The organism is Pseudomonas sp. UBA5568, from assembly GCF_002425525.1.
Classification (GTDB): Bacteria; Pseudomonadota; Gammaproteobacteria; order Pseudomonadales; family Pseudomonadaceae; genus Aquipseudomonas; species Aquipseudomonas fulva.
This window is the reverse complement of record NZ_DIMK01000022.1, coordinates 26,129-51,169: the sequence shown is the minus strand read 5'-3', so window position 1 is coordinate 51,169 and position 25,041 is coordinate 26,129. Positions and strand designations below refer to the sequence as shown.

Here is a 25,041-nt window from a genome sequence, read left to right as displayed (position 1 = left end):
AACCTGGACACCGAAAAGCCTTGATACGTCTGCTTAAGTTCTTCTGGTGGTCTTCCGTCGCAGCCATCTGCGCGCTCGTACTCGGTGTGAGCGGCGCGTTTCTGTATCTTAGCCCCAACCTGCCTTCGGTCGATTCGCTCAGAAGCATCCAGTTGCAGATCCCCCTCAAGGTGTTCAGCAGCGACGGCAAGCTGATCGCGGAATTTGGCGAAATGCGCCGCTCCCCGATCCGCTTCTCGGAGATTCCGCCACAGTTCATTCAGGCACTTCTGTCGGCCGAGGACGACAATTTCCTCAACCACTATGGCGTCGACCCCAGCAGCCTGATGCGCGCGGCCACACAGTTGGTCAAGACCGGACACATCCAGACCGGCGGCAGCACCATCACCATGCAGGTGGCGAAGAACTTCTTCCTGACCAGCGAACGCAGTTTCTCGCGCAAGACCAACGAGATCCTGCTGGCACTGCAGATCGAGCGCGAGCTGACCAAGGACGAAATTCTCGAGCTGTACGTGAACAAGATCTACCTGGGCAACCGTGCGTACGGCATTGATGCCGCCGCCCAGGTTTACTACGGCAAGTCGATCCGTGACGTGAGCCTGGCGCAGATGGCGATGATCGCGGGCCTGCCAAAGGCGCCGTCACGCTTCAACCCGCTGGCCAACCCGGTCCGCGCCAAGGAGCGCCGTGACTGGATCCTGGGCCGCATGTACAAGCTCGGCAAGATCGACGAGGCAAGCTACCAGGCCGCCCTGGCCGAGCCGCTGAACGCCCGCTATCACGTGCCCACCCCTGAGGTGAATGCGCCCTTCGTCGCCGAAATGGCCCGTGCCGAAATGGTCGGCCGCTACGGCAGCGACGCCTACACCGAAGGCTTGCGTGTGACTACCACCGTGCCTAGCGACACGCAGGAAATCGCCAACAAGGCGGTCCTCAAAGGGTTGACCGACTACGACCAACGCCATGGCTACCGCGGCCCCGAGGCACGCTTCCCAGGCCGCACCGTGGCAGCCTGGACTCACGAACTGGCCAGGCAGCGCACACTGGGGGGGCTGGAACCGGCAATCGTTACCCGCGTCGAGAAGACCGGCCTTCAGGTGTTGACCCGTAATGGCAAGGAACAAACCGTAGCCTGGGACACGATGAAGTGGGCGCGTCCGTTCATCAACACCAATGCCCAAGGCCGTGCGCCCCAGTCGCCGGCAGACGTTGCCCAAGTCGGCGACCTGGTGCGCCTGCAGCGGCTGGATGACGGGTCGTTCAAATTCAGCCAGGTGCCCAGCGCCCAGAGCGCGCTCGTCACCCTGGACCCTACCAGCGGCGCCATCCGCGCACTGGTCGGCGGTTTCTCGTTCGAGCAGAGCAACTATAACCGTGCCATGCAGGCCAAGCGCCAGCCCGGTTCGAGTTTCAAGCCTTTCATCTACAGCGCAGCGCTCGACAGCGGCTACACCGCCTCCAGCCTGGTCAATGACGCACCCATCGTGTTCGTCGACGAATCGGTGGACAAGGTCTGGCGCCCCAAGAACGATACCAATACGTTCCTCGGCCCGATTCGCATGCGCGAAGCCCTGTACAAGTCGCGCAACCTGGTTTCGATCCGACTGCTGCAGGCCATGGGCATCGACCGCACCATCGACTACATCGCCAAGTTCGGTTTCAACAAGCAGGACCTGCCACGCAACCTGTCGCTGGCACTGGGTACTGCCACACTGACACCGATGGAGATCGCCACCGGCTGGAGTACGTTCGCCAATGGCGGCTACAAGATCTCGCCGTACCTGATCGACCGTATCGAGAGCCGCAATGGCGAGACGCTGTTCACGGCCAATCCGCCACGCGTTCCTCAAGGTTCGGAAGACAATGCCGGGCTGGCCGCTCCCGAGCAGCCCATCAGCACTGGTCAAGTGCCGGGTGAGCCCTCCACTTCGCTCGATCAGGCGCCCGCACCACAAGCCCCGGCAGTGGCCGAGCGCATCATCGACGGCCGTACCACCTATATCCTCACCAGCATGCTGCAGGACGTCATCAAACGCGGTACGGGCCGCCGAGCGCTGGCACTGGGACGCACCGACCTTGCGGGCAAAACCGGTACCACCAACGAATCGAAGGATGCCTGGTTCTCGGGCTACAACGCCGATTACGTGACCACGGTGTGGGTTGGTTTCGATCAGCCCGAAACCCTGGGTCGTCGGGAATACGGTGGCACTGCCGCACTGCCGATCTGGATGGGCTTCATGGGCCCGGCTCTCCAAGGCCGGCCTGAGCACCCGCCCGCGCAGCCTGAAGGCATCCTGAGCCTGAGGGTCGATCCCGTCAGTGGCCGTGCTGCCTCGGCAAGCACGCCCAATGCCTATTTCGAGCTGTTCAAGGCAGAGGACTCGCCACCGTCGGTGGACGAACTGGGTAACGGGACTGCACCGGGTAGCCCGCTTCCAGCCGATGAAGCAACGCCAATGGATCTCTTCTGATACCTGACCGGTACCCTGACAGGGCTGCAAGGCGGCCCTGGCATTACGGCTCGATGCCGGCGAATTCCCGCTGCACCTTTGTTCTACAGCCATGAAAAAACCCGGCTGTCATGGCTTGATACTGTCTTGATATCGTTGGGCCGCTTCGCGGCCCTACGTAAACAGCATCAGGCCATGACAGCCGGGTTTGTTGGTGCAGAACGACGATCAGCCGTTGAACACGTCATCAACGTTCTTGAGCGGGTAATGCTTCGGGTACGGCAGCGTAGCGACGCCCGACTCGATAGCAGCCTTGGCCACGGCGTCGGAGACGACAGTAATCAGGCGTGCATCCAGCGGCTTGGGAATGATGTACTCACGACCGAATTCCAGGCCGTCCACGCCGTAGGCTTCGCATACTTCCTTGGGAACCGGCTGCTTGGCCAGGTCTTTCAGCGCGATGGCAGCGGCGATCTTCATTTCTTCGTTGATACGCTTGGCTCGAACGTCCAGCGCGCCGCGGAAGATGAACGGGAAGCCCAGCACGTTGTTGACCTGGTTCGGATAGTCGGAACGACCCGTCGCCATGATCACGTCGTCGCGCGTGGCGTGTGCCAACTCAGGGGCGATCTCAGGATCGGGGTTCGAGCAGGCGAACACGATCGGGTTGGCGGCCATCGACTTCAAGCCTTCAGCGCTCAACAGGTTTGGACCGGACAGGCCCACGAACACGTCAGCGCCTTCAAGGGCATCGGCCAGCGTACGCTTGTCGGTGGCGTGCGCGAACTGTGCCTTGTACTGGTTCAGGTCGTCACGGCCAGCGTGGATGACGCCGCTGCGGTCGATCATGAAGATGTTCTCGACCTTCGCACCCATGCTGACCAGCAGCTTCATGCAGGAAATGGCCGCTGCACCTGCGCCCAGGCAGACGATCTTGGCGTCTTCGAGGGTTTTGCCGGCGATTTCCAAGGCGTTGATCATACCGGCGGCCGTTACGATGGCGGTGCCGTGCTGGTCATCGTGGAAAACCGGAATGTCGCACTGCTCGATCAGGGTGCGTTCGATCTCGAAGCACTCTGGCGCCTTGATGTCTTCGAGGTTGATGCCACCGAAGGTGATCGAAATACGGCGCACGGTATCGATGAAGGCCTGCGGGCTCTCGGACTCGACTTCGATGTCGAACACGTCGATACCGGCGAAACGCTTGAACAGAACACCCTTGCCTTCCATGACAGGCTTGGACGCCAGCGGACCCAGATCGCCAAGACCGAGAATGGCAGTACCATCGGAAATCACTGCAACCAGGTTGCCTTTGCCGGTGTACTTGTAGGCCAGCTCCGGATCACGACCGATCTCGCGCACAGGCTCTGCCACACCTGGGCTGTAGGCCAGGGCGAGGTCACGGGCGGTGGCGGTGGGCTTGGAGAGCTCGACGCTCAGTTTCCCTGGGCGAGGATGAGCGTGATATTCGAGAGCGGCGGTTTTCAGGTCTGACATGTTGGGCATTCCGCTATTGGCTGTTCTGACGGACCGCCGAGGATACGCAAAGAGTCCAGCCGTCACAAGACTGGCCGGTCACTCGTGTCAAGGCCTCTAGCCTAAGACTTTATGCTACAACCCACGGGGCATGCAGGCTTCAGTGTGTACAATCTGGTGTAGAAATGTCTACATCTTTTATCTTTGCAGGCGGTCGAGCATGCTGACGTCTGTAAGGGTCATCTGCCAGCGTCGCTGACCCGACATGTAGGGCACTTTACGTGAATGGCTGCGAATCCAACCCCTGGCCTCGACCTTTTGCCCTTTGAGGTTATCGAAGAAACCCGCGGGCAATGCACGGCGCAGACGAGCGGGTATGTGCAGCGTCATGGCGCTGTCGAGGGTCAATCGAACCCCCGTACGACTGCGTTCGATGGCGGTGACGCGGCCTGACACCAGCGCAAAACCTGGTTTACGCACTGCATGGGCAGGCATCACCGGTGAGCGTTTCCACACACCGACAGCCGCCCGGCGCGCGACTGACTCGGCGCGCTGCTGGCAACCGCTCAGCTCAGTATTGGGTGCAATGGCAATACGGTATGCAAGCCCTTCGCTGAGCAGCTGCGCCTCAAGATTATGCCCTTCACGGCTGTACAAGTTGGCCAGGCTGCGACCGTACCGATCTTTGCCCTCCTTGCCGCGTACCAAGCCAACGCGCCCGTCACTGGCTTTGATCAATGCTTGCAGGCGTTTGCGGGCAGCCTGGGCAAGAGGCTCATCCGCTTGTCCCTTGCGGCCGATTTCGGGGGCATTGATCCCGATCAGACGCACACTGCGGCCATCGACCAAGCGCACGGTGTCACCATCGACCACATGCCGTACGGCCACCCATTGAGCACGTGACGGCGCCGGGCAGAAAGCCTGCGCCTGGGATACCCAACAAGCGAGCATAAAAAAAGCGCCCACAAGGGGCGCTTTTTTCTGCAACGCTGCGAAACCCGAAGGGTTCGCCATGCGCATCAGCCTTTCTTGGCACCGAACATGCCAAAGCGATCGGCGAACTTCTGTACGCGGCCGCCGGTGTCCAGGACTTTCTGCTTACCGGTGTAGAAAGGGTGGCACAGGTTGCAAACGTCGATCGACAGGGTATCGCCCAGGGTCGAACGGGTTTCGAATTTGTTGCCGCAGCTGCAGGTGACAGCAACTGCTTCGTAGTTCGGATGGATATCAGCTTTCATGGTCACTTCCTCGAGCTGCGTGCCGCCATCCAACACCAATTGTTGAATACCGCACGTAATTAGGCGGCAAATAATACCAGAGCATGGCGCCAGCGCAAGTTGTCGCTTGTACCGACCGTCGTCTGCTAGGCTCGCCAGTTCTGAAACGCCCCCCGAGACCATTAGCGTGCCCGACGTCATCCTGCGCCTTGCCCTGCCCTCCCCGCTGCGCCGCCTGTTCGACTACAAGGCGCCGGTCGGCATGGCTAACCAGACATGGGTGCCAGGCATGCGCCTGCGCGTACCGTTCGGGCGGCGCGAGATGATCGGTGTTCTGGTAGAAGTGTGTGCCGAAAGCGAGGTGCCGGCTGACAAACTCAAGCCAGCCAGCGCCCTGCTCGACCCGGTATCGCCCATTCCGGCGTCGCTGTTCAAGCTGTGCCTATGGACCGCCCAGTACTATCAGCACAGCCTGGGCGACACCTTGAGCTGGGCGCTTCCTACCCTGCTGCGTCAGGGTGAACCTGCCGAGATGCGCCAGGAACGTTTCTGGCATGCAGCGCCGGGCGCTCGCCTTGAAGACCCACGCATCGCACGCGCCCCTCGCCAACGTGATGCGCTCAAGACCCTGGCTCAGCACCCGCATGGGGTGGCCCACAGCGTGCTGTCGAAGCTCAACCTCAACAAGGACAGCCTTGATCTGCTGCTGGCCAAGGAACTGGTGTGCGTGGAAATACGCCGCCAACGCCCGGCTGAACGGCGTGAGCACTGGCTGGCGCAGTCGGAGTTGCCACTGAACGAAGAACAGCGTGATGCTTTCGATGCCGTGCTCGGCGGCTTCGGGCAGTTTGGCGCTTTTCTGCTGGCGGGCGTTACAGGAAGCGGCAAGACCGAGGTTTACCTGCAACTGATCCGCGAAACGCTCGAGGCAGGCAAGCAGGCCCTGGTGCTGATCCCGGAGATCAACCTGGGGCCGCAGACACTGGCGCGTTTCGAGCAGCGCTTCAACGCCCGCATTGCCCTTGTGCACTCGAACGTCAGCGACCGTGAGCGCCTCGATGCCTGGTTGGCCGCGCGTGACGGCGAGGCAGACATCATCATCGGCACCCGCTCGGCGTTGTTCACGCCAATGAAGAACCCAGGCCTGATCATCATCGACGAGGAACACGACGGCTCCTATAAACAGCAGGAGGGCTTGCGCTACCACGCCAGGGATCTGGCGCTGGTGCGCGCGCACCAGGAGAACGTGCCGATCGTGCTTGGCTCGGCCACCCCGTCCCTGGAAACCCTGCACAACGCAGTGAGCGGCCGCTACCGCCTGCTGCACATGACCCAACGCGCAGGCGGTGCACGCGCACCACGCATGTTGCGCCTGGACGTGAAAAGCCTGCCGCTGGACAGCGGCATCAGCGGCCCCTTGCAGCAGGCCATTGGCCAGACCCTGGAGGCGGGACAACAGGTACTGGTGTTCCTCAATCGCCGTGGCTTCGCCCCAACCCTGCTGTGCCACGATTGCGGCTGGCTGTCCGAATGCCCGCGGTGCGATGCGCGCATGACGGTTCACCAGCGCTCCGGCGTGCTGCGTTGCCACCACTGCGGCTACGACGAGCGGCTGCCGCATCACTGCCCTCAATGCAAGCACGTGGACCTGCGCCCTGTCGGGGCCGGCACCGAGCGCGCCGAAGAGCGCCTGAAGGTGTTGTTCCCGGACTATCCCGTGCTGCGCGTGGACCGCGACAGCACTTCGCGCAAGGACGCGATGCACCAACTGTTCACAACCATTCAGCGCGGCCAGCCAAGCCTGCTGGTCGGCACGCAGATGCTCGCCAAAGGGCACCACTTCCCCCGGGTGACGCTGGTTGCCATTCTCGATGCCGATGGCGGTCTGTTTTCCGGTGACTTCCGCGCCAGTGAACGCATGGCCCAGCTGATCGTGCAGGTCGCAGGCCGTGCAGGACGGGCGGAAGAACCCGGCAAGGTCATCATCCAGACGCACCTGGCTGACCACCCTCTGCTGGTTCAACTGACCGAGCAGGGCTATTTTGCCTTTGCCAAGCAGGCGCTCGACGAACGCCGCGCCGCCGGTTTGCCGCCTTTTTCGCACTTGGCCCTGTTGCGCGCCGAAGCGCACAAGCCGGGGCAGGCCGAGGCGTTTCTGGATGAAGCCTGCACGGCGGCCGAGCGCCTGATGGCGCAGCAGCACCTGCCCGGCATCGAGCTGCTTGGCCCGGTACCCGCCCCCATGGAGCGCCGAGCCGGGCGTTTTCGCGCTCAGTTGCTACTGCAGGCCAGCACCCGCGCGCCCTTGCACCGCCTCATCAGCGCCTGGCTGCTGGTGCTGGAGCAACTGCCGAGCGGGCGCCAGGTGCGCTGGTCGGTAGACGTCGACCCGGTGGATCTTTACTGAGGGCGGTTTCAAGCGCCAAGCCGCGAACGGCAAGGCTGCGGGCGGGCCCAACGGCGGTTTTCAGACGGCTCCATGCCTGGGCACATGCCTGCCAAGGTTGGCAACGCGCGCCCAGCCACGGATAATGCTCAGTTTTTCCACCAGCGCATCCAGGCGCCCGCCGCGCTTGCGGTCGAAAAGAGATTCCTATGAAAGACACCATTCGCCAGCTGATCCAGCAAGCCCTCACCCAACTCGTCAACGACGGTGTGTTGCCTGACGGGCTGTCGCCGGCGATCCAGGTGGAAAACGCCAGGGACAAGACCCACGGCGATTTCGCCAGCAACATTGCCATGATGCTGGCCAAGCCGGCCGGCATGAAGCCACGTGACCTGGCCGAAAAACTGATCCAGGCCCTGCCGGCCAGCGCCGACATCAGCAAGGTCGAGATCGCAGGTCCGGGCTTTCTGAACTTCTTCCAGAACACCGCCGCGTTGGCGGCCCGCCTGGACGCAGCGCTTGACGATCCCCGGCTTGGCGCGCGCAAGGCTGGCCCAGCGCAGACAGTGGTGGTCGACCTGTCGGCGCCCAACCTGGCCAAGGAAATGCACGTCGGCCACCTGCGCTCGACCATCATCGGCGACAGCGTGGCGCGGGTGCTCGAGTTCCTGGGGGATCAAGTGATCCGCCAGAACCATGTAGGCGACTGGGGTACCCAGTTCGGCATGCTGCTGGCCTACCTTGAAGAGAACCCGATCACCAGCGACGAACTCTCCGACCTGGAAAACTTCTACCGTGCGGCCAAGAAGCGCTTCGACGAATCCGAAGCCTTCGCCACGCGCGCGCGGGGGCTGGTGGTCAAGCTGCAGGCGGGCGACCCGGACTGCCTGGCCTTGTGGACACGGTTCAAGGACATCTCGCTGTCGCACTGCCAGAAGACCTACGAACTGCTCAACGTCAAGCTGACCATGGCCGACGTGATGGGCGAAAGCGCCTACAACGATGACCTGGCCAATGTCGTTGCCGAACTCAAGGCCAAAGGCCTGCTGGTCGAAGACCAGGGTGCTCAGTGCGTGTTCCTGGAAGAATTCAAGAACAGCGAGGGCGAACCGCTCCCCGTGATCGTGCAGAAGGCCGATGGTGGCTACCTGTACGCAACCACGGACCTTGCCGCGGTGCGCTACCGCAGCAACGTACTCAAGGCAGATCGCGCCCTGTATTTCGTCGACCAACGCCAGGCGCTGCACTTCAACCAGGTGTTCGAGGTCGCTCGCCGCGCCGGCTTCCTGGGCCACCCCATGCAGATGGAGCACATGGGCTTCGGCACCATGAACGGCGCCGACGGTCGCCCGTTCAAAACGCGTGACGGCGGCACGGTCAAGTTGATCGACCTGCTCAACGAAGCCAAGGACCGTGCGTATGCGCTGGTGAAGGAAAAAAACCCAGGCCTGCCCGAAGAGGACCTGCGTCGCATCGGCGAGGTGGTGGGCATTGGTGCGGTGAAATATGCCGACCTGTCCAAGCACCGTACCAGCGACTACAGCTTCAACTTCGAGCTGATGCTCAACTTCGAAGGCAACACTGCCCCCTACCTGCTTTACGCCTACACCCGCGTGGCCGGTGTGTTCCGCAAGCTGGGCAAGGGCTTTGACGAAGTCGAAGGCACTATCGTGCTGCAAGCGCCTCATGAGCAGGACCTGGCCGCGCGCCTGGCCCAGTTTGGAGAAATTCTCAATAACGTAGCCGACAAGGGTACGCCGCACGTCTTGTGCAGCTACCTGTACGACCTGGCAGGCCTGTTCTCCAGCTTCTACGAAAATTGCCCGATCCTGGCTGCCGAGACGCCCGAGCAGCAACAAAGCCGCCTGCGTCTGGCAGCCCTGACCGGGCGCACCCTCAAGCAAGGTCTGCAACTGCTCGGCCTGGAAACCCTGGAGCGCATGTAAGGTGGCTGCCAAGAAGAAACCTGCTCCCAAACGTGGCGCCAGTCGCCAGACGGCGCCCGCCAAGCAGCCCATGCCCGGCTGGGTATGGCTTGCAGTCGGCCTGACCATCGGTGCGTTCATCGTGTTCCTGATGAAGCTCGAACCCGGTGGCGGCGATATCAAGCGCACCAAGCCCGAGCAGCAGAAAACCGAAAAGACGGTCGAAGCCGGGAAGTCGACCCAGGCCACACCGCAACAGCCGGTAAAGCCCAAGTACGATTTCTACACCTTGCTGCCGGAGTCGGAAGTCATCGTGCCGCCTGAGGCCGTACCCGAGAAAACGCCACCTGTGCCAGCCCAGCCCGTCACCCCAGTGACCCCGGCAGAGGCCGCCAAGATCGACACCGCACGCGCCCAGGCTGCATTGCTGGGCCAGACGCCACCGCCTGCCCCTCCGGTGATCAAGCCGGCGGCAACCACGCAGTTCTTCCTGCAGGCAGGCTCATTCCGCAAGCAGGCCGATGCGGACAAGGTGCGCGCGCAGATCATCCTGCTGGGGCAGAGCGTGAAAGTGGAGTCCGGTACGGTGAAGGAAGAAACCTGGTATCGGGTACTGGTCGGGCCGTTCAGCAACCGCGAGCAGTTGACCGTGGCCCAGAAGCAACTGGCAGGCGCAGGCTTCAGTAACCTGCTGCTGCAACAGCGTCAGACCCGCCAATAGCCTTGGTGCAGCGCGGTTGGCGCGGCCTGTCCAGGCCGCGCCAGAGGGTCTGACGGTCAGCGCTGGCCGGCATTGCGCTCGGACACCTGCCCGTTCAATGTCCAGAAGTCGTACAAGACGCCCACCAGGAACAACCCGCCCGTGCAGAAATAGATGATGGCGGTGATCCACTTGCCTTGGTAAAGGCGGTGCAGGCCGAAGATGCCCAGGAACGTCAGCAGTATCCAGGCGATGTTGTAGTCGATGCGGCCAGAGTGGAAACGCAGGTCGGCTTCGCGGTCCATGGCCGGGATCAGGAACAGGTCGATGAGCCAGCCAATGCCCAGCAGCCCGAAGGTGAAGAACCAGATTGTCCCGGTGATGGGCTTGCCGTAGTAGAAACGGTGCGAGCCGGTGAAGCCGAAGATCCACAGCAAATAGCCGATCACCTTGCTGTGGGTGTCATGGAAGGGCGCGCCCTGTTGATAAGTATTCATGCATGGCCCTCGTGGGTTGCTGATTAAATTTTCTAAAAAAAAGTTGTGACTTTTTCCGCCAAGGCCGACGGATGGTAAGCGAGAATCGACCAACGGATCAAAATTTGAACAAAAAGCTGTTATAAAGTTGCGCGCCCAACACACAACTATTCATAAGAGCTTCATCTATGCCGCCTTTGATCAAGACATGGCTGACCCTCTGCCTACTATTGCCCCTGGCCGCCCACGCCACCAACCGTGAGCAACGTCTTCCCAACGGCTTTACCGGCTACACCACCAACGCTTCGGTAAAGCGCACGCCTATCAAGCAGACCACCCTGCACGCCCGTCCTGGCAACGCTGCCAGCACCACGCGTGGCAAGACGGTGGCAGCCGCGTCGAGCAAGCAAAGCAGCGCTGTGCTCGATCGTGCCGTCAACATGCTAGGCACCCCTTATGTTTGGGGCGGCACCAGCCCGAAAAAAGGGTTCGATTGCAGCGGCCTGGTTCGCTACGCCTTCAACGACGTGGCCGAGGTCAACCTGCCTCGCACCTCCAGCGCCATGGCCAGCGGTCACGGCACCAAGGTCGCCAAGGGCGACCTCAAGCCAGGCGACCTGATCTTCTTCAACATCAAGAGCCGCCGCGTCAACCATGTTGCCATCTACCTGGGCAATGACCGCTTCATTCATGCGCCGCGTCGCGGCAAGCGGGTGAGCATCGATAACCTGAGCAAGCCCTACTGGCAGAAACACTACGTGGTCGCCAAACGCGTACTGCCCAAGGAAAAGCAACAGCTAAGCCTGGCCAAGCGCTAATCGAACCTCATCCCAATCTCGTACGCCGCCGCTCACTTGCCCACCTTGGGTAATGGGCGGCGGCACGGGTTGCATCACTCGGCGAGCAGCCCGCCCGCTTGAAGTTGCTTCATGGCCCCGGCCAGGGTTTGCATGCCCTCTGCCGCGCCGGTCTGCATCACCGAATGGAGCTGGGCCATGCGCCCTTCGCGGATCAGGTTGCGGGCCGCATCGTTTACCACCAGCACTTCTCGCGCCGCGACCCTGCCCCCGCCCCGCCGGCCTACCAGCACTTGCGCCACAACCACTCGTAGCGAGTCCGCCAGCATCGCGCGCACCCAAGGCTTTTCCTGCGCTGGGAATACCTCCACCACCCGGTCGACAGTGTTCATCGCTGACCGTGTATGAACGGTTGCCAGTACCAGATGACCCGTTTCGGCGGCACGCAGTGCAAGACGAATGGTCTCCAGGTCCCTCAACTCGCCCAGCACGATCACGTCGGGATCCTGGCGCAATGCGCTGCGCAGGCCTTGAGCAAAGCTGCAGCAATCGCGGCCGATTTCGCGCTGGTTGACCACACCTTGATGGCTGGCATGGACGACCTCGATCGGATCCTCGAGGGTGACGATGTGCAGCGCACGCTCGCGGCCCATCTGATCGAGCAGGGCTGCCAATGTGCTCGTCTTGCCACTGCCCGTCGGCCCGCCTATGAGGACCAGACCGTCACGGTATCGGCCAGTGGTTCGGACGATCTCGCCCAGGCCAAGCGCCTCAGCGCAGGCGATGCGCGCGGGGATCAAGCGGACAGTGAGCGCGGGGCCGTTCATCTGCCTGAACAGGTTCACGCGAAACCGCCCGAGCGCGGGCAGCTCCAGTGCCACGTCCAGGTCGTGACCGGCAGCCCACTGTCGATACGGGTCGGCATCGAGCAACGATTCCATGCTTCGCATCAAGTCATCCGGCGTTGCCATCGGTACCGGCAGGCGTTGCAGCACGCCATGCACGCGCATCGCCGGTGCCTGACCTGCAGCCAGGTGCATGTCACTGGCACCTGCCTTCAAGGCAAGCGCCAGCAGGTCTGTCACCTCCATGAGACTCCCCATCTGCCTTCAACCAGGTAAAATGCGGCGAACTTTCAGTTGCCGGCGTCGATCTATGTCCACCCTAGCAGACAACCTTTCCTCGATTCGCGACCGCATCACGCGGGGCGCCCAGGCTGCCGGGCGTGATCCCGCCGACGTCCGGCTGCTGGCTGTCAGCAAAACCAAGCCGGCCGCCGCCATACGCGAACTCCATGCCGCGGGCGTGCATGATTTCGGGGAAAACTACCTACAAGAGGCGCTGACGAAACAACAGCAACTCATCGACCTGCCTCTAACCTGGCACTTCATTGGCCCGATTCAGTCGAACAAGACCAAGGCCATTGCCGAGCATTTCGACTGGGTGCACTCCGTGGATCGCCTGAAAATCGCCCAACGCCTTTCAGAACAGCGCCCAGCTGGCCTGGCGCCGCTCAACATCTGCCTGCAGGTGAACGTCAGCGGTGAAGCCAGCAAGGCCGGTTGCGCACCCGCGCAACTGCCCGCCCTGGTTACGGCCGTGGCTGCCCTGCCTAACCTGCGTTTGCGGGGGCTGATGGCAATCCCCGAACCTACCGATGATCGCAACGACCAGGAAGCCGCCTTCGCCCAGTTGCGTCAGCTACAGGACGCGCTAGGGCTGGGCCTGGACACCCTGTCCATGGGCATGAGCCATGACCTGGAAGCTGCAATTGCTCAAGGCGCGACCTGGGTCCGTATCGGCACCGCCCTGTTTGGTGCCCGCGACTACGGCAACGCTTGATGACATGCTTAACTCACTTTTCCTAACAAGGACCTGACATGAGCAAGACACGTATTGCCTTTATCGGCGCCGGCAACATGGCCGCAAGCCTGATCGGTGGTCTGCGTGCCCAGGGCGTGGAGGCGTCGCACATCCGCGCCAGCGACCCCGGTGCCGAAACCCGTACCCGCCTTCAGGCCGAACAGGGCATCGAAACCTTCGAGCACAACGCACAGGCCATCGAAGGCGCCGATGTGATCGTGCTGGCGGTCAAGCCGCAGGTGATGAAGACCGTGTGCCAGGCCTTGCGCGCCGACCTGAAGGACGGCCAGTTGATCGTGTCCATCGCTGCAGGTATCACCTGCGCCAGCCTGCAGAGCTGGGTGGGCAGCCGCCCAGTGGTGCGTTGCATGCCGAACACGCCGTCGCTGCTGCGCCAGGGTGTCAGTGGCCTGTACGCCACAGCCGAAGTCACGGCCGAGCAACGCCAGCAGGCCGAACGACTGTTGTCGGCGGTAGGGACGGCGCTCTGGCTCGAACAGGAACAACAACTGGATGCAGTGACCGCCGTCTCCGGTAGCGGCCCTGCGTATTTCTTCCTGCTGATCGAGGCCATGACGGCGGCTGGCGAAAAACTCGGCCTGCCCCGTGAGACCGCCACCGAGTTGACCTTGCACACGGCGCTGGGCGCCGCCCGCATGGCGGTTGCCAGCGATGTGGATGCCGCCGAATTGCGCCGCCGCGTGACCTCACCTGCCGGCACCACCGAAGCCGCCATCAAATCGTTCCAGGCCAGTGGCTTCGAGGCCATCGTGGAGCAGGCGCTGCGGGCTGCAGCCACGCGCTCTGCAGAGCTGGCCGAGCAACTGGGCAAATAAGGAGTTTCAGATGAATGCACTGTCCGGCGCCGCGATCTTCGTGGTGCAAACCCTGGTCAGCCTGTACCTGGTGATCGTCCTGCTGCGCTTTGTGCTGCAACTGGTCAAGGCCAACTTCTACAACCCGCTCAGCCAGTTCACGGTGCGCGCGACCCAGCCGCTGCTCAAGCCGATCCGCCGAATCGTACCCAGCATCGCCGGGCTGGATACCTCGTCGCTGCTGTTGGCCGTGGTCATACAGGCCCTGCTGATGGGGTTCGTGCTGATGGTGACCTACGGTACCTTCGGTGATGTGCTGCACCTGCTGTTGTGGGCCATCATCGGTATCACCTCGCTGTTCCTGAAAATCTTCTGGGTGGCCATGATCGTCATGGTGATCGTTTCCTGGATAGCGCCCAACAGCCACAACCCGGCGGCCGAGCTTGCGTATCAGATCAGCGAGCCGGTGCTGGCGCCGTTCCGCCGTATCGTGCCGAACCTTGGGGGCTTGGATATTTCGCCGATCTTCGCGTTCCTGGCCATCCAGGTCATCCAGTCGTTCGTCATGCCGCCATTGGCCGCCTACGCTGGCATGCCGCAAGAGCTGTGGCGGATGATCTGACCCGACAGCACCCCGGCGACAAGCCTTCGCTTGCCGCTGGGGGTGGTGCTCTTTAGACTTACGCCTCCGTCAAGCGTGAGCAGGGTCGATGTCCACTGTCTTTCCCGAAGATTCCGTCGGTCTGGTCATACCCCAGACCGCCCGGTTCGACGAGCCGCTGGCTCTGGCCTGCGGCCGTTCACTGAACCGCTATGAGCTGGTCTACGAGACCTATGGCACGCTGAACGCCAGCGCGAGCAATGCGGTACTGATTTGCCATGCCCTGTCAGGGCATCACCATGCCGCGGGTTACCACGCTGCCACTGACCGCAAGCCGGGTTGGTGGGACAGCTGCATCGGCCCAGGCAAGCCCATCGACACCAATCGCTTCTTCGTGGTCAGCCTGAACAACCTGGGTGGCTGCAATGGCAGCACCGGGCCGAGCAGCATCAACCCGGCCACTGGCAAGGCCTATGGCGCCGACTTCCCGATCCTGACCGTCGAAGACTGGGTTCACAGCCAGGTCCGCCTGGCAGAGCGCCTGGGCATCGCGCAGTGGGCAGCCGTGGTGGGTGGTAGCTTAGGCGGCATGCAGGCGCTGCAGTGGACCATCAGCTACCCCGAACGCGTGCGCCATTGTGTCGATATCGCCTCGGCGCCCAAGCTGTCCGCGCAGAACATCGCATTCAACGAGGTGGCGCGCCAGGCCATTCTCACCGACCCCGAGTTCCATGGCGGCTCGTTCCAGGACCAGGGCGTCATTCCCAAGCGGGGCCTGATGCTGGCACGCATGGTCGGGCATATCACCTACCTGTCGGATGACTCGATGGGTGAGAAATTCGGCCGCGAGCTCAAGAGTGACAAGCTCAACTACGACTTCCACAGCGTGGAATTCCAGGTCGAAAGCTACCTGCGCTATCAAGGCGAAGAATTCTCCGGGCGCTTCGATGCCAACACGTACCTGCTGATGACCAAGGCCCTGGACTACTTCGACCCGGCTGCGGCTCACAACGGCGATCTGGCCGCGACCCTGGCCCACGTCAAGGCCAGCTACTGCATCATGTCGTTCACTACCGACTGGCGCTTCTCGCCGGCCCGTTCGCGGGAAATCGTCGATGCCTTGATGGCGGCGCGCAAGGACGTCTGCTACCTGGAAATCGACTCGCCCTACGGCCACGATGCCTTCCTGATTCCCACGCCTCGCTACATGCAGGGTTTCTCGAACTACATGAACCGCATTGCCATCTGAGGACAGCATGAGAGCCGATCTGGAAATCATCCACGACTGGATTCCCGCCGGCAGCCGGGTACTGGACCTGGGCTGTGGTACCGGCGAGCTGCTGGCTTCGCTGCGCGACCGCAAGCAGGTCACCGGCTACGGCCTGGAGATCGACGGGGACAACATCGCCGCCTGCGTGGCCAAGGGCGTGAACGTCATCGAGCAGGACCTGGACAAAGGCCTGGGCAATTTCGCCAGCGACAGTTTCGACGTGGTGATCATGACCCAGGCCTTGCAGGCGGTGGAGTACCCCGACCGCATCCTGGACGAAATGCTGCGCGTCGGTCGCCAGTGCATCATCACCTTCCCCAACTTCGGTCACTGGCGCTGCCGGTGGTACCTCGCGACCAAAGGCCGCATGCCCGTCTCGGACTTCATGCCGTACACCTGGTACAACACCCCCAACATCCACTTCTGCACCTTCGCCGATTTCGAAGAGCTGGTTCACGAGCGCAAGGCCAAGGTGCTGGACCGGCTGGCGGTGGACCATATGCACCGCAACGGCCTGGGCGGCCGGCTGTGGCCCAACCTGCTTGGCGAAATCGGTATCTACCGCGTCAGCAGCCCCGGCCTGCAGGCACATCAAGTCGCGGTCTGACCCAGGAGAATCTGCGCCATGCGTCGCCTTGCCCTGCTTTTGATCGGCTTGTGTCTGGCGTTGCCAGTACTGGCAGCCGATACTGCACGCGCTGCTCGCAAAGAAGTATTTGGCGATATCACGGTGCACTACGGCGCGTTCACCTCGAGCATGCTCACCCCGCAGGTCGCAGCGGCCACGGGGCTGGTCCGCAGCCGTCACCAGGGCGTGCTGAGCCTTACCGTACTCAGAGACGGCAAGCCGATTACGGCCGTGGTCAGCGGCGCGGTCAAGGACCTGACCGGGCGCAAGCAGCCCCTGGCCTTCAAGCAGGTGACCGACCACGGCACCGCGTCGTACGTCGCCCAATTCACGATCGAACAACCTGAGACCGTCGTCTTCGAGCTAGGCGTCCAAGCCGGTGGTGTCAGTCACTCCTTCAGCTTCAACCAGGACGTTTTCCCAGGCGAATGATGAATTTCCAGCAACTCGTATTGGCCAGCCATAACGCCGGCAAACTCAAGGAACTGCAGGCGATGCTCGGTCAATCCGTGCAATTGCGATCGATCGGCGAATTCAGCCAGGTCGAGCCGGAAGAAACCGGTCTGTCGTTCGTCGAGAACGCCATCTTGAAGGCCCGCAATGCCGCGCGTATTTCCGGGCTCCCCGCCTTGGCGGACGATTCTGGTCTGGCCGTGGACTGCCTGGGCGGTGCACCGGGCATCTACTCGGCGCGTTATGCCAATGGCCAGGGCGATGCCGCCAACAACGCCAAGTTGCTCGACGCGCTGAAGAACGTGCCGCAGGCCGAGCGCACTGCGCAGTTCGTCTGCGTCTTGGCGCTGGTGCGTCACGCCGATGATCCGCTGCCAATCCTGTGCGAAGGCCTGTGGCAGGGCAGCATCCTGTTCAAGGCGAGCGGCGAACATGGTTTTGGTTACGACCCGCTGTTCTGGGTGCCAGAACGTGATTGCTCAAGCGCCGACCTGACCCCGGCTGACAAGAACCAGATCAGCCACCGTGCCCGCGCCATGGCGCTGCTGCGTCAACGTCTGGGCCTGGCATGACCCTGACGTCGCCGCTCATCCAGGCACCCGGCATCAGCCAGCTGCCGCCGTTGGCGTTGTACATCCATATCCCGTGGTGCGTGCGCAAATGCCCCTACTGCGACTTCAATTCCCATGCCGCCGGGCCTGAACTGCCCGAAACGGCCTACGTGGCGGCGCTGCTGACCGACCTTGATCAGGAACTGGCCGCAGTCCAGGGCCGCGTCATCACCTCGATCTTCTTCGGTGGTGGCACACCCAGCCTGTTCAGCGCCGATGCCCTGGGCCGGTTGCTGCGCGGCGTCGAGCAACGCATCCCGTTCGCTTCGGACATCGAGATCACCCTGGAAGCCAACCCGGGAACGTTCGAACAGGACAAGTTCAAGGCCTATCGCCAGACCGGCATCAACCGCCTGTCCATTGGCGTGCAGAGTTTCCAACCGGCCAAGCTGCAAGCGCTGGGCCGCATCCATAACGGCGAGGAAGCGATCCGCGCCGCTGGCATGGCAAGGGCCGCAGGCTTCGACAACTTCAACATGGACCTGATGCACGGCTTGCCCGACCAAACGATGGACGACGCCCTGGGCGATCTGCGTCATGCAATTGAGCTTGGGCCCACGCACCTGTCCTGGTATCAGCTGACGGTAGAACCCAACACCGTATTCTGGAACCAGCCGCCCGAGCTGCCCGAGGACGATATCCTCTGGGACATTCAGGAGGCCGGCCAAGGCCTGATGGCGGCCAACGGGTTCGGCCAGTACGAGGTGTCTGCCTACGCCCAGCCCGAGCGCGCCGCCCGCCACAACCTCAACTACTGGCGCTTCGGGGACTTCATCGGTATCGGTGCCGGCGCCCATGGCAAGCTCACCTACGCCGACGGGCGTATCGTACGCACCTGGAAAACCCGGTTACCCAAGGACTACCTGAACCTGGCCAAGCCGTTCAAGGCCGGCGAAAAACAGTTGCCCGAGGACGAATTGCCCATCGAGTTCCTGATGAACGCGCTGCGCCTGACCCAGGGTGTGGAAGCGCAGCTGTTCACCGAGCGCACGGGATTGCCGCTCGCACGGCTGGTCCAAGCCCGTCGCCTTGCAGAACAAAGAGGGCTTTTGCAGGTCGAACCGGATCGACTGGTGGCAACGCCCAGGGGCCAACTGTTCCTCAATGACTTGCTGCAGTATTTCTTGACCTAAGGATGACCCATGGATTTGGTACTCGACCTGCTCGCGACGATTTCCCGCTGGAGCCGCAGCAACTTGTCGGAAATTTCTCTGGCGTTGGTAGGCTGTCTGCTGGTGCTGTTCGGGACGGACATCAAGGCCTGGGCTGAACAGCGCCTGGGAGGGCTGACAGGGGCCCTGCGGGTACCGCTGATGGCATTGCTGGTGATGATCGGCAGCGGCGCGGCCTTGATCTACGCCACACCTTGGGTCCTGAAGGGGCTGAGCCAGTTCAACAACTATGCGTTGGCGCCTGTGCTGCTGGTGGTCTTGGCGCTGATCGGTGTGGTAGCGGATCGTCGCGGCTGAAGCTGTAGCAGTCCAGGCGCCTTTATGCGCAACGCTTCAGCGTAACGCCGCCTAGCGGCTCAGCAACCAAAAAAAACCGCCCTTTCGAGGCGGTTTTTTGTCTATCAGCACAGCGTACGGTTCATCGCCTCACGCGGTCTTTTCGAATTTCAGGTCCCACACACCATGGCCCAAGCGCTCGCCGCGGCGTTCGAACTTGGTGATCGGCCGCTCGCTTGGGCGCGGCACGTAGGTACCGTCCGCTGCCTGGTTACGATAGCCAGGGGCTGCATTCATCACTTCCAGCATGTACTCGGCATAGGGTTCCCAGTCCGTGGCCATGTGGAACACGCCGCCTGGCTTGAGCTTGCGCCGGACCAACTCGGCGAACTCCAGCTGGACGATGCGACGCTTGTGGTGACGCGCCTTGTGCCAAGGGTCGGGGAAGAACAGCATCAGGCGGTCGAGGCTGTCGTCGGCCACGCAACGATTCAACACTTCGATGGCATCGCAGTCATATACCCGCAGGTTGGTCAGCCCTTGGGTGAGCACGCCGTTGAGCAGTGCTCCTACGCCTGGGCGATGGACCTCGACACCGATGAAGTCCTGCTCAGGTGCAGCGGCCGCCATTTCCAACAGGGAGTGACCCATGCCGAAGCCGATTTCCAGCGTGCGCGGTGCCGAGCGGCCGAAGACCTGGTCATAGTCGACCGGGCTGTCCGCCAGCGGCAGGACGTACAGCGGCCCACCCTGGTCCAGGCCGCGCTGCTGGCCTTCGGTCATGCGCCCGGCACGCATCACGAAGCTCTTGATGCGGCGGTGCGGGCGGGCGTCGCCGTCGGCGGCGTTCGGCAGATCTTGTGAATCAGTCATCAGGGGCTCTTACTTGATCAGACCATCCAGCGGCGAAGAGGCGCTGGCATAGAGTTTCTTGGGCATGCGACCGGCCAGGTATGCCATGCGACCCGCCACGATGGCGTGCTTCATGGCCTCGGCCATCAGTACCGGTTGCTGGGCATGGGCGATGGCCGAGTTCATCAGTACCGCCTCGCAGCCCATTTCCATGGCGATGGTGGCGTCGGAGGCAGTGCCTACGCCAGCATCCACCAGTACCGGTACCTTGGATTCTTCGAGGATGATCTGCAGGTTGTAAGGATTGCAGATGCCAAGCCCCGTACCGATCAGGCCAGCCAGGGGCATGACGGCGATACAGCCGGCTTCGGCCAGCTGGCGGGCGATGATCGGGTCGTCGCTGGTGTAGACCATCACGTCGAAGCCATCCTTGACGAGCACTTCGGCGGCCTTGAGGGTTTCGATCACGTTGGGGAACAGGGTTTTCTGGTCGGCCAGCACTTCCAGCTTGACCAGGTTGTGCCCATCGAGCAGCTCCCTGGCCAGACGGCAGGTGCGCACCGCCTCGACGGCGTCATAGCAGCCGGCAGTATTGGGCAGAATGGTGTAGCGGTCCGGCGGCAGTACGTCCAGCAGGTTCGGCTCGCCCGGGTTCTGACCAATGTTCGTGCGGCGCACCGCGACAGTCACGATCTCGGCACCCGAGGCCTCGATGGCCTGGCGGGTTTGCTCCATGTCACGGTACTTGCCGGTGCCTACCAGCAGGCGCGACTGGAAGGTGCGCCCGGCCAGGGTGAAGGGCTTGTCGCTGCGAACGTTGCTCATCGTTGTTCCTCGGGAAAAGGTTGCTGGGCCTGCGGTTGGGTTGCCGACAGCGGTCAGCCGCCACCGATGGCGTGCACCACTTCGACCTGGTCGCCATCGCTCAGCGCGGTGGTGTCATGCTGACTGCGCGGCACGATGTCCTGATTCAGCTCAACCGCCACGCGGCGGCCAGCCAGCTCAAGGCGTGCCAGTAACCCGGCGACGCTTTCGCCAGCAGGCAATTCGTAGGGTTCACCGTTCAGTTGGATACGCATGCTCACGGCCACCATTGTTCTTTGGGGCCCGCATTCTAGCGCCGAAAGGCCGCGCAACCCAAGGCCACCGCACGCCATTAGTCGTTAATGTGGACTGGGCGGTCAGCCCAGTCGCCATGCGGCGAGCCCTAGGCAGAGCCACCCTGCCAGGAAGCACAGGCCGCCGATGGGCGTGATCATGCCCAGCTTGCTGATGCCCGTCAGTGTCAGCAGGTACAGGCTGCCGGAGAACAGCACGATACCCAGCACGAACAGATAACCGGCCCAACCCACCAGCCGGCCAGGCAGATGGACCGCCAGCAATGCCACGCCAAACAGCGCCAGCGCGTGAACCAGTTGGTAGGTGACTCCGGTGTGGAAAATAGCCAGGTAGTCAGCGCTGAGTCGATTTTTCAGGCCGTGGGCTGCAAAGGCGCCCAGGGCCACGCCGGTAAAACCGAAAAAAGCGGCAAGCATCAGGAAGCTGCGAAGCATGGGACGACTCCTCGAATCGGGTCTGTATAATGGCCCTTCCCCAACGTCCGGCCAAGCCACCCTATGCTGCGAAACCTTCTCCGACGTCTTCTGCGCGCTCTGCTCTGGTTTGCCGCCGTGAGTATCGTGCTGGTCCTGGTGTTTCGCTGGGTACCCCCGCCCGGCACGGCATTGATGCTCGAGCGCAAGGTGCAATCATGGGTAAGCGGCGAACCGATTGACCTGCAGCGCGAATGGGTGAGTTGGGACCATATCTCCGATGACCTCAAAGTGGCTGTCATTGCCGGTGAAGACCAGAAATTTGCCAGCCACTGGGGCTTCGACATACCCGCCATCCAGGCAGCCCTGGCCTTCAACGAGCGTGGCGGTAACGTGCGCGGCGCCAGCACCCTGACCCAACAGGTGGCCAAAAACCTGTTCCTGTGGCCAGGGCGCAGCTGGCTGCGCAAGGGTCTGGAAGCATGGTTCACTGGCTTGATGGAGCTGTTCTGGACCAAGCAGCGCATTCTCGAGGTCTACCTCAACAGTGCCGAGTGGGGCCAAGGGGTATTCGGTGCCCAGGCAGCCGCTCGCTATCACTTTGGCGTGGAAGCCAGTCAGCTCAGCCGGCAGCAAGCCGCACAACTGGCCGCCGTGCTGCCCAGCCCCCTCAAGTGGAATGCTGGCAAGCCAAGCACCTACGTAGCCAGCCGCGCGGGCTGGATTCGCCGCCAGATGAGCCAGCTGGGCGGGCCCAGCTACCTGATGCAACTGGACACATCACGCAGGCCATGAGCCTGTCACCGCATACAGAGCAGGCATGAAAAAGCCGCTATCCCCTTGCAGGGCAGCGGCTTTTTGTCGAACAGAGAACGATCAGGCAGCGATCAAGGCCTTGACCTTGTTCATCGCGTTCTTCTCCAGCTGGCGAATACGCTCGGCCGACACGCTGTATTTCTCGGCCAGCTCATGCAGGGTGGCTTTCTCTTCGGCCAACCAGCGCTGGTACAGAATATCCCGGCTACGGTCATCCAGGCCCTGCAGGGCTTCATGAAGGTTGCTGGTGGAGTTGTCGCTCCAGTCTGCATCTTCAAGTTGTACCGCCGGGTCGTAACGGTGGTCTTCCAGGTAATGCGCTGGCGACTGGAAGGCACTATCGTCGTCGGCTTCGGCCGCCGGATCGAACGCCATGTCGTGACCGCTCAGACGGCTTTCCATCTCGCGTACTTCACGAGGCTCGACCCCCAGGCTTTCGGCAACCCGATGCACTTCGTCGTTGTTCAACCAGGCCAGACGCTTTTTCTGGCTGCGCAGGTTGAAGAACAGCTTGCGCTGAGCCTTGGTGGTCGCCACCTTGACGATGCGCCAGTTGCGCAGGATGAACTCGTGGATTTCGGCCTTGATCCAGTGCACGGCGAACGACACCAGGCGCACGCCCATTTCCGGGTTGAAGCGCTTGACGGCCTTCATCAGGCCGACGTTGCCTTCCTGGATCAGGTCGGCCTGGGCCAGCCCATAACCGGCATAGCTGCGGGCGATGTGCACGACGAACCGCAGGTGGGCCATTACCATTTGCCGAGCAGCTTCGAGGTCCTGCTCGTAATAGAGACGCTCAGCCAGATCCCGCTCCTGCTCGACAGTCAGCAGCGGGATGCTGTTGACCGTATGCACGTAGGACTCCAGGTTTGCACCGGGTACCAGGGCATACGCAGGTTGCAACGATGTGGTCATTAAAGAACCTCCGACTTACTGAACTTGCGCTTTTCAGGCGCTGCCTACATAGACCTGGGGCCCAGGTACAAGTTCCAACGGGCGCGCCCAGGCCAATGCTGGCAAATAAAAACTATCGCGGCGCCAGCTCGTTCAAGTGGCGGGCGACTGCAATCCATGCACCGATATACCCCAACAGCACCGCTCCGATCAAGAGCGAAAGACCATCGGAGGCCGGTACGCCACCCAAGGCAAAATCGCTGCCATACAGACCAGAAAGGCTCACCACGGCCTCGTTCAGCCACCCTAGGCCAAACGCCAGGATAGCCCAGGCCAACAGGCCCGCACCCAGGCCGTACAAGGCCCCCATGTACAGGAAAGGCCGGCGTACGTAGGCATCGGTGCCCCCCACCAGCTTGATCACCTCGATCTCGACACGGCGGTTCTCGATATGTAGACGAATTGTGTTACCAATTACTAAGAGCAGCGCGGAAATCAGCATGACGGCCAGCCCGAATACGAACCGGTCCCCAAGTTTGAGGATGGCCGCCAGTCGCTCGACCCATACCAGGTCCAGCTGCGCCACATCGACGCGCGGCAACTCGGACAGGCGCTGACGCAGCGCTTCCAGAGCCGGCTTGTCGACTTCGGTCGGGGTCACCACGACCACGCCGGGCAGTGGGTTGTCGGGCAACTCTCGCAGCGCCTCGCCGAGGCCCGATTGCTGCTGGAACTCCTGCAGTGCCTGCTCGCGACTCACATACTGCGCCTCTGCTACGCCCGGCATGCCCTTGATTTCATCGCGCAACGCCTCGCCGTCACGGCTGTTGGCATCGAGCTTGAGGTACAGGGAGATTTGCGCGGCGCGCTGCCAGGACCCGCCCAATTGCTCGACGTTCTTGAGCAGCAATGACAGCCCCATGGGCATGCTCAGCGCCACGGCCATCACCATGCAGGTGAAGAAGCTGCCAATGGGTTGCTTGCCCAGTCGCCGCAAGCTGTCCGCCAGGCTGGCGCGATGGCTTTCAAGCCAGGCGTGCATAAGAGTACGCAGGTCCGGGCCGTCATCGTCGGCGCCTGCACCACGCTTCTTGGCAGGCTGGGGGTCGGCAGGCTTGGGCGCGACGCGCTCGGAAACTTTTGGTGAACGTGTGGTGCTCATTGTCCGGCCTCCCCGTCGCCGATCAAACGGCCGCGCTGCAAGGTCAACATGCGGTGACGCATGCGCGCGATCAGGGCCAGGTCGTGGCTAGCGATCAAGACCGTTGTGCCCAGTCGGTTGATGTCTTCGAAAACACCCATGATCTCTGCGGCCAGGCGCGGGTCGAGGTTGCCGGTTGGCTCGTCGGCCAGCAGCAAGGCTGGCTGGTGCACGATGGCGCGGGCGATACCCACGCGCTGCTGTTGGCCGGTCGACAAGTCGGCAGGGTACAACTCGCCTTTGTCGACCAGAGACACCCGCTCCAGCGCCGAGTCCACGCGCTTGGCGATCTCGGCCTTGGACAAGCCCAGTATCTGCAGGGGCAAGGCAATGTTGTTGAAGACCGTGCGGTCGAACAGCAACTGGTGGTTCTGGAACACCACGCCTATCTGGCGGCGCAGGAACGGGATCTGCGAATTGCTGATCTGACCCAGGTCCTGCCCGGCCAGCATCAGTTTGCCGCTGGTGGGACGCTCCATGGCCAGCAGCAGGCGCAGCAGCGTACTTTTACCTGCACCCGAATGCCCGGTGACGAACAGGAATTCGCCCCGACGCGCCCGGAAACTCAGCTCGTGCAGCCCCACATGGCCGTTGGGGTAGCGCTTGGCAACCTGTTCGAATCGAATCATG

At 62.4% G+C, this 25,041-nt stretch carries 27 protein-coding genes; 15 read left to right on the top strand and 12 right to left on the bottom strand.

Annotated elements, in window-relative coordinates:
* Positions 1 to 20: 20 nt before the first annotated feature.
* On the top strand, positions 21 to 2,471 hold the full coding sequence (locus tag B2S33_RS06880; RefSeq protein WP_027913506.1) for a penicillin-binding protein 1A: 2,451 nt from the start codon (positions 21 to 23) through the stop codon (positions 2,469 to 2,471).
* 207 nt (positions 2,472 to 2,678) lie between these two features.
* Here the strand turns inward: B2S33_RS06880 and B2S33_RS06875 are convergent, their stop codons facing one another.
* From B2S33_RS06875 to rpmE, 3 genes are all read right to left on the bottom strand, one after another.
* A complete protein-coding gene (locus tag B2S33_RS06875) occupies positions 2,679 to 3,947 on the bottom strand; it encodes a malic enzyme-like NAD(P)-binding protein (protein ID WP_023532374.1) in 1,269 nt (422 codons plus the stop codon).
* Positions 3,948 to 4,124: 177 nt separating this feature from the next.
* The gene (locus B2S33_RS06870; RefSeq protein WP_110606385.1) at positions 4,125 to 4,946 is read right to left on the bottom strand and encodes a thermonuclease family protein; all 822 of its coding nucleotides are present in this window, start codon (positions 4,944 to 4,946) and stop codon (positions 4,125 to 4,127) included.
* A complete protein-coding gene (gene rpmE / locus B2S33_RS06865; protein ID WP_023532368.1) occupies positions 4,946 to 5,164 on the bottom strand; it encodes a 50S ribosomal protein L31 in 219 nt (72 codons plus the stop codon). Before rpmE ends, B2S33_RS06870 begins: the two co-directional genes overlap by 1 nt.
* Positions 5,165 to 5,330: 166 nt before the next feature.
* On the opposite strand from rpmE, the gene B2S33_RS06860 reads away from it, so the two are divergent.
* From B2S33_RS06860 to B2S33_RS06850, 3 genes are all read left to right on the top strand, one after another.
* Positions 5,331 to 7,550: a primosomal protein N' gene (locus B2S33_RS06860; RefSeq protein WP_088522831.1), complete on the top strand. Its 2,220-nt coding sequence runs from the start codon at positions 5,331 to 5,333 to the stop codon at positions 7,548 to 7,550.
* Between the two features lie 188 nt (positions 7,551 to 7,738).
* On the top strand, positions 7,739 to 9,475 hold the full coding sequence (gene argS / locus B2S33_RS06855; protein WP_027913503.1) for an arginine--tRNA ligase: 1,737 nt from the start codon (positions 7,739 to 7,741) through the stop codon (positions 9,473 to 9,475).
* A gap of 1 nt (position 9,476) precedes the next feature.
* Positions 9,477 to 10,175: an SPOR domain-containing protein gene (locus tag B2S33_RS06850; RefSeq protein WP_280076485.1), complete on the top strand. Its 699-nt coding sequence runs from the start codon at positions 9,477 to 9,479 to the stop codon at positions 10,173 to 10,175.
* A 56-nt stretch (positions 10,176 to 10,231) separates the two neighbouring features.
* Here B2S33_RS06850 and B2S33_RS06845 read toward each other — a convergent pair whose 3' ends face one another.
* A complete protein-coding gene (locus B2S33_RS06845) occupies positions 10,232 to 10,651 on the bottom strand; it encodes an NINE protein (RefSeq protein WP_023532338.1) in 420 nt (139 codons plus the stop codon).
* Between the two features lie 167 nt (positions 10,652 to 10,818).
* Between B2S33_RS06845 and B2S33_RS06840 the strand changes: the two genes are divergently transcribed.
* Entirely contained in the window at positions 10,819 to 11,448 is a 630-nt protein-coding gene (locus B2S33_RS06840; RefSeq protein ID WP_027913502.1) for a C40 family peptidase, read from the top strand.
* Between the two features lie 74 nt (positions 11,449 to 11,522).
* Here B2S33_RS06840 and B2S33_RS06835 read toward each other — a convergent pair whose 3' ends face one another.
* Entirely contained in the window at positions 11,523 to 12,518 is a 996-nt protein-coding gene (locus B2S33_RS06835) for a type IV pilus twitching motility protein PilT (RefSeq protein WP_288650087.1), read from the bottom strand.
* A 64-nt stretch (positions 12,519 to 12,582) separates the two neighbouring features.
* Here B2S33_RS06835 and B2S33_RS06830 point away from each other — a divergent pair, with 64 nt between their 5' ends.
* From B2S33_RS06830 to B2S33_RS06790, 9 genes are all read left to right on the top strand, one after another.
* Positions 12,583 to 13,269 (top strand): YggS family pyridoxal phosphate-dependent enzyme, encoded by a 687-nt coding sequence (locus B2S33_RS06830; RefSeq protein WP_027913500.1) that lies wholly within the window; start codon positions 12,583 to 12,585, stop codon positions 13,267 to 13,269.
* 38 nt (positions 13,270 to 13,307) lie between these two features.
* Complete coding sequence (gene proC, locus B2S33_RS06825) at positions 13,308 to 14,126, top strand: pyrroline-5-carboxylate reductase (RefSeq protein WP_145278913.1); 819 nt, start codon at positions 13,308 to 13,310, stop codon at positions 14,124 to 14,126.
* 10 nt (positions 14,127 to 14,136) lie between these two features.
* Positions 14,137 to 14,727 (top strand): YggT family protein, encoded by a 591-nt coding sequence (locus B2S33_RS06820; RefSeq protein ID WP_023532686.1) that lies wholly within the window; start codon positions 14,137 to 14,139, stop codon positions 14,725 to 14,727.
* 88 nt (positions 14,728 to 14,815) lie between these two features.
* The gene (metX, locus tag B2S33_RS06815; protein ID WP_028686690.1) at positions 14,816 to 15,955 is read left to right on the top strand and encodes a homoserine O-succinyltransferase MetX; all 1,140 of its coding nucleotides are present in this window, start codon (positions 14,816 to 14,818) and stop codon (positions 15,953 to 15,955) included.
* A 7-nt stretch (positions 15,956 to 15,962) separates the two neighbouring features.
* A complete protein-coding gene (metW, locus tag B2S33_RS06810; RefSeq protein ID WP_023532733.1) occupies positions 15,963 to 16,583 on the top strand; it encodes a methionine biosynthesis protein MetW in 621 nt (206 codons plus the stop codon).
* An 18-nt stretch (positions 16,584 to 16,601) separates the two neighbouring features.
* Complete coding sequence (locus B2S33_RS06805) at positions 16,602 to 17,036, top strand: DUF4426 domain-containing protein (protein ID WP_027913497.1); 435 nt, start codon at positions 16,602 to 16,604, stop codon at positions 17,034 to 17,036.
* Positions 17,033 to 17,629 carry an RdgB/HAM1 family non-canonical purine NTP pyrophosphatase gene (rdgB, locus tag B2S33_RS06800; RefSeq protein ID WP_280077582.1) on the top strand — a complete coding sequence of 199 codons (597 nt, stop codon included), beginning with the start codon at positions 17,033 to 17,035 and terminating at the stop codon, positions 17,627 to 17,629. Before B2S33_RS06805 ends, rdgB begins: the two co-directional genes overlap by 4 nt.
* Positions 17,626 to 18,801, top strand: a complete 1,176-nt coding sequence (gene hemW, locus B2S33_RS06795; protein ID WP_288650086.1) for a radical SAM family heme chaperone HemW — start codon at positions 17,626 to 17,628, stop codon at positions 18,799 to 18,801. Before rdgB ends, hemW begins: the two co-directional genes overlap by 4 nt.
* Positions 18,802 to 18,810: 9 nt before the next feature.
* Complete coding sequence (locus B2S33_RS06790) at positions 18,811 to 19,137, top strand: DUF3392 domain-containing protein (RefSeq protein WP_023532330.1); 327 nt, start codon at positions 18,811 to 18,813, stop codon at positions 19,135 to 19,137.
* Between the two features lie 129 nt (positions 19,138 to 19,266).
* Here B2S33_RS06790 and trmB read toward each other — a convergent pair whose 3' ends face one another.
* The 4 genes from trmB to B2S33_RS06770 form a co-directional block, all read right to left on the bottom strand.
* On the bottom strand, positions 19,267 to 19,989 hold the full coding sequence (gene trmB / locus B2S33_RS06785) for a tRNA (guanosine(46)-N7)-methyltransferase TrmB (RefSeq protein ID WP_028686691.1): 723 nt from the start codon (positions 19,987 to 19,989) through the stop codon (positions 19,267 to 19,269).
* 9 nt (positions 19,990 to 19,998) lie between these two features.
* Positions 19,999 to 20,793, bottom strand: a complete 795-nt coding sequence (locus B2S33_RS06780) for a thiazole synthase (protein WP_023532295.1) — start codon at positions 20,791 to 20,793, stop codon at positions 19,999 to 20,001.
* Positions 20,794 to 20,846: 53 nt separating this feature from the next.
* Positions 20,847 to 21,047 carry a sulfur carrier protein ThiS gene (gene thiS / locus B2S33_RS06775; protein WP_033728350.1) on the bottom strand — a complete coding sequence of 67 codons (201 nt, stop codon included), beginning with the start codon at positions 21,045 to 21,047 and terminating at the stop codon, positions 20,847 to 20,849.
* Between the two features lie 102 nt (positions 21,048 to 21,149).
* A complete protein-coding gene (locus B2S33_RS06770) occupies positions 21,150 to 21,521 on the bottom strand; it encodes a DUF423 domain-containing protein (protein WP_027913492.1) in 372 nt (123 codons plus the stop codon).
* Between the two features lie 63 nt (positions 21,522 to 21,584).
* Between B2S33_RS06770 and mtgA the strand changes: the two genes are divergently transcribed.
* Positions 21,585 to 22,295, top strand: a complete 711-nt coding sequence (gene mtgA / locus B2S33_RS06765) for a monofunctional biosynthetic peptidoglycan transglycosylase (protein ID WP_049695319.1) — start codon at positions 21,585 to 21,587, stop codon at positions 22,293 to 22,295.
* An 81-nt stretch (positions 22,296 to 22,376) separates the two neighbouring features.
* Here the strand turns inward: mtgA and rpoH are convergent, their stop codons facing one another.
* The 3 genes from rpoH to ftsE form a co-directional block, all read right to left on the bottom strand.
* Entirely contained in the window at positions 22,377 to 23,231 is an 855-nt protein-coding gene (gene rpoH, locus B2S33_RS06760) for an RNA polymerase sigma factor RpoH (protein ID WP_023532728.1), read from the bottom strand.
* A gap of 112 nt (positions 23,232 to 23,343) precedes the next feature.
* Positions 23,344 to 24,372 carry a permease-like cell division protein FtsX gene (ftsX, locus tag B2S33_RS06755; RefSeq protein WP_027913490.1) on the bottom strand — a complete coding sequence of 343 codons (1,029 nt, stop codon included), beginning with the start codon at positions 24,370 to 24,372 and terminating at the stop codon, positions 23,344 to 23,346.
* Positions 24,369 to 25,040, bottom strand: a complete 672-nt coding sequence (ftsE, locus tag B2S33_RS06750; RefSeq protein WP_023532835.1) for a cell division ATP-binding protein FtsE — start codon at positions 25,038 to 25,040, stop codon at positions 24,369 to 24,371. Before ftsE ends, ftsX begins: the two co-directional genes overlap by 4 nt.
* Position 25,041: the final 1 nt, after the last annotated feature.

Bases quoted from the DNA above. Each gene is read 5' to 3' on its own strand.
- ftsE (WP_023532835.1), bottom strand. From the start codon at position 25,040: ATGATTCGATTCGAACAGGTTGCCAAGCGCTACCCCAACGGCCATGTG.
- B2S33_RS06875 (WP_023532374.1), bottom strand. From the start codon at position 3,947: ATGTCAGACCTGAAAACCGCCGCTCTCGAATATCACGCTCATCCTCGC.
- B2S33_RS06840 (WP_027913502.1), top strand. From the start codon at position 10,819: ATGCCGCCTTTGATCAAGACATGGCTGACCCTCTGCCTACTATTGCCC.
- trmB (WP_028686691.1), bottom strand. From the start codon at position 19,989: ATGACTGATTCACAAGATCTGCCGAACGCCGCCGACGGCGACGCCCGC.
- B2S33_RS06780 (WP_023532295.1), bottom strand. From the start codon at position 20,793: ATGAGCAACGTTCGCAGCGACAAGCCCTTCACCCTGGCCGGGCGCACC.
- rpmE (WP_023532368.1), bottom strand. From the start codon at position 5,164: ATGAAAGCTGATATCCATCCGAACTACGAAGCAGTTGCTGTCACCTGC.
- thiS (WP_033728350.1), bottom strand. From the start codon at position 21,047: ATGCGTATCCAACTGAACGGTGAACCCTACGAATTGCCTGCTGGCGAA.
- rpoH (WP_023532728.1), bottom strand. From the start codon at position 23,231: ATGACCACATCGTTGCAACCTGCGTATGCCCTGGTACCCGGTGCAAAC.
- hemW (WP_288650086.1), top strand. From the start codon at position 17,626: ATGACCCTGACGTCGCCGCTCATCCAGGCACCCGGCATCAGCCAGCTG.
- ftsX (WP_027913490.1), bottom strand. From the start codon at position 24,372: ATGAGCACCACACGTTCACCAAAAGTTTCCGAGCGCGTCGCGCCCAAG.
- B2S33_RS06845 (WP_023532338.1), bottom strand. From the start codon at position 10,651: ATGAATACTTATCAACAGGGCGCGCCCTTCCATGACACCCACAGCAAG.
- B2S33_RS06820 (WP_023532686.1), top strand. From the start codon at position 14,137: ATGAATGCACTGTCCGGCGCCGCGATCTTCGTGGTGCAAACCCTGGTC.
- argS (WP_027913503.1), top strand. From the start codon at position 7,739: ATGAAAGACACCATTCGCCAGCTGATCCAGCAAGCCCTCACCCAACTC.
- B2S33_RS06770 (WP_027913492.1), bottom strand. From the start codon at position 21,521: ATGCTTCGCAGCTTCCTGATGCTTGCCGCTTTTTTCGGTTTTACCGGC.
- B2S33_RS06835 (WP_288650087.1), bottom strand. From the start codon at position 12,518: ATGGAGGTGACAGACCTGCTGGCGCTTGCCTTGAAGGCAGGTGCCAGT.
- mtgA (WP_049695319.1), top strand. From the start codon at position 21,585: ATGCTGCGAAACCTTCTCCGACGTCTTCTGCGCGCTCTGCTCTGGTTT.
- metW (WP_023532733.1), top strand. From the start codon at position 15,963: ATGAGAGCCGATCTGGAAATCATCCACGACTGGATTCCCGCCGGCAGC.
- B2S33_RS06805 (WP_027913497.1), top strand. From the start codon at position 16,602: ATGCGTCGCCTTGCCCTGCTTTTGATCGGCTTGTGTCTGGCGTTGCCA.
- proC (WP_145278913.1), top strand. From the start codon at position 13,308: ATGAGCAAGACACGTATTGCCTTTATCGGCGCCGGCAACATGGCCGCA.
- metX (WP_028686690.1), top strand. From the start codon at position 14,816: ATGTCCACTGTCTTTCCCGAAGATTCCGTCGGTCTGGTCATACCCCAG.
- B2S33_RS06830 (WP_027913500.1), top strand. From the start codon at position 12,583: ATGTCCACCCTAGCAGACAACCTTTCCTCGATTCGCGACCGCATCACG.
- B2S33_RS06870 (WP_110606385.1), bottom strand. From the start codon at position 4,946: ATGCGCATGGCGAACCCTTCGGGTTTCGCAGCGTTGCAGAAAAAAGCG.
- B2S33_RS06790 (WP_023532330.1), top strand. From the start codon at position 18,811: ATGGATTTGGTACTCGACCTGCTCGCGACGATTTCCCGCTGGAGCCGC.
- rdgB (WP_280077582.1), top strand. From the start codon at position 17,033: ATGATGAATTTCCAGCAACTCGTATTGGCCAGCCATAACGCCGGCAAA.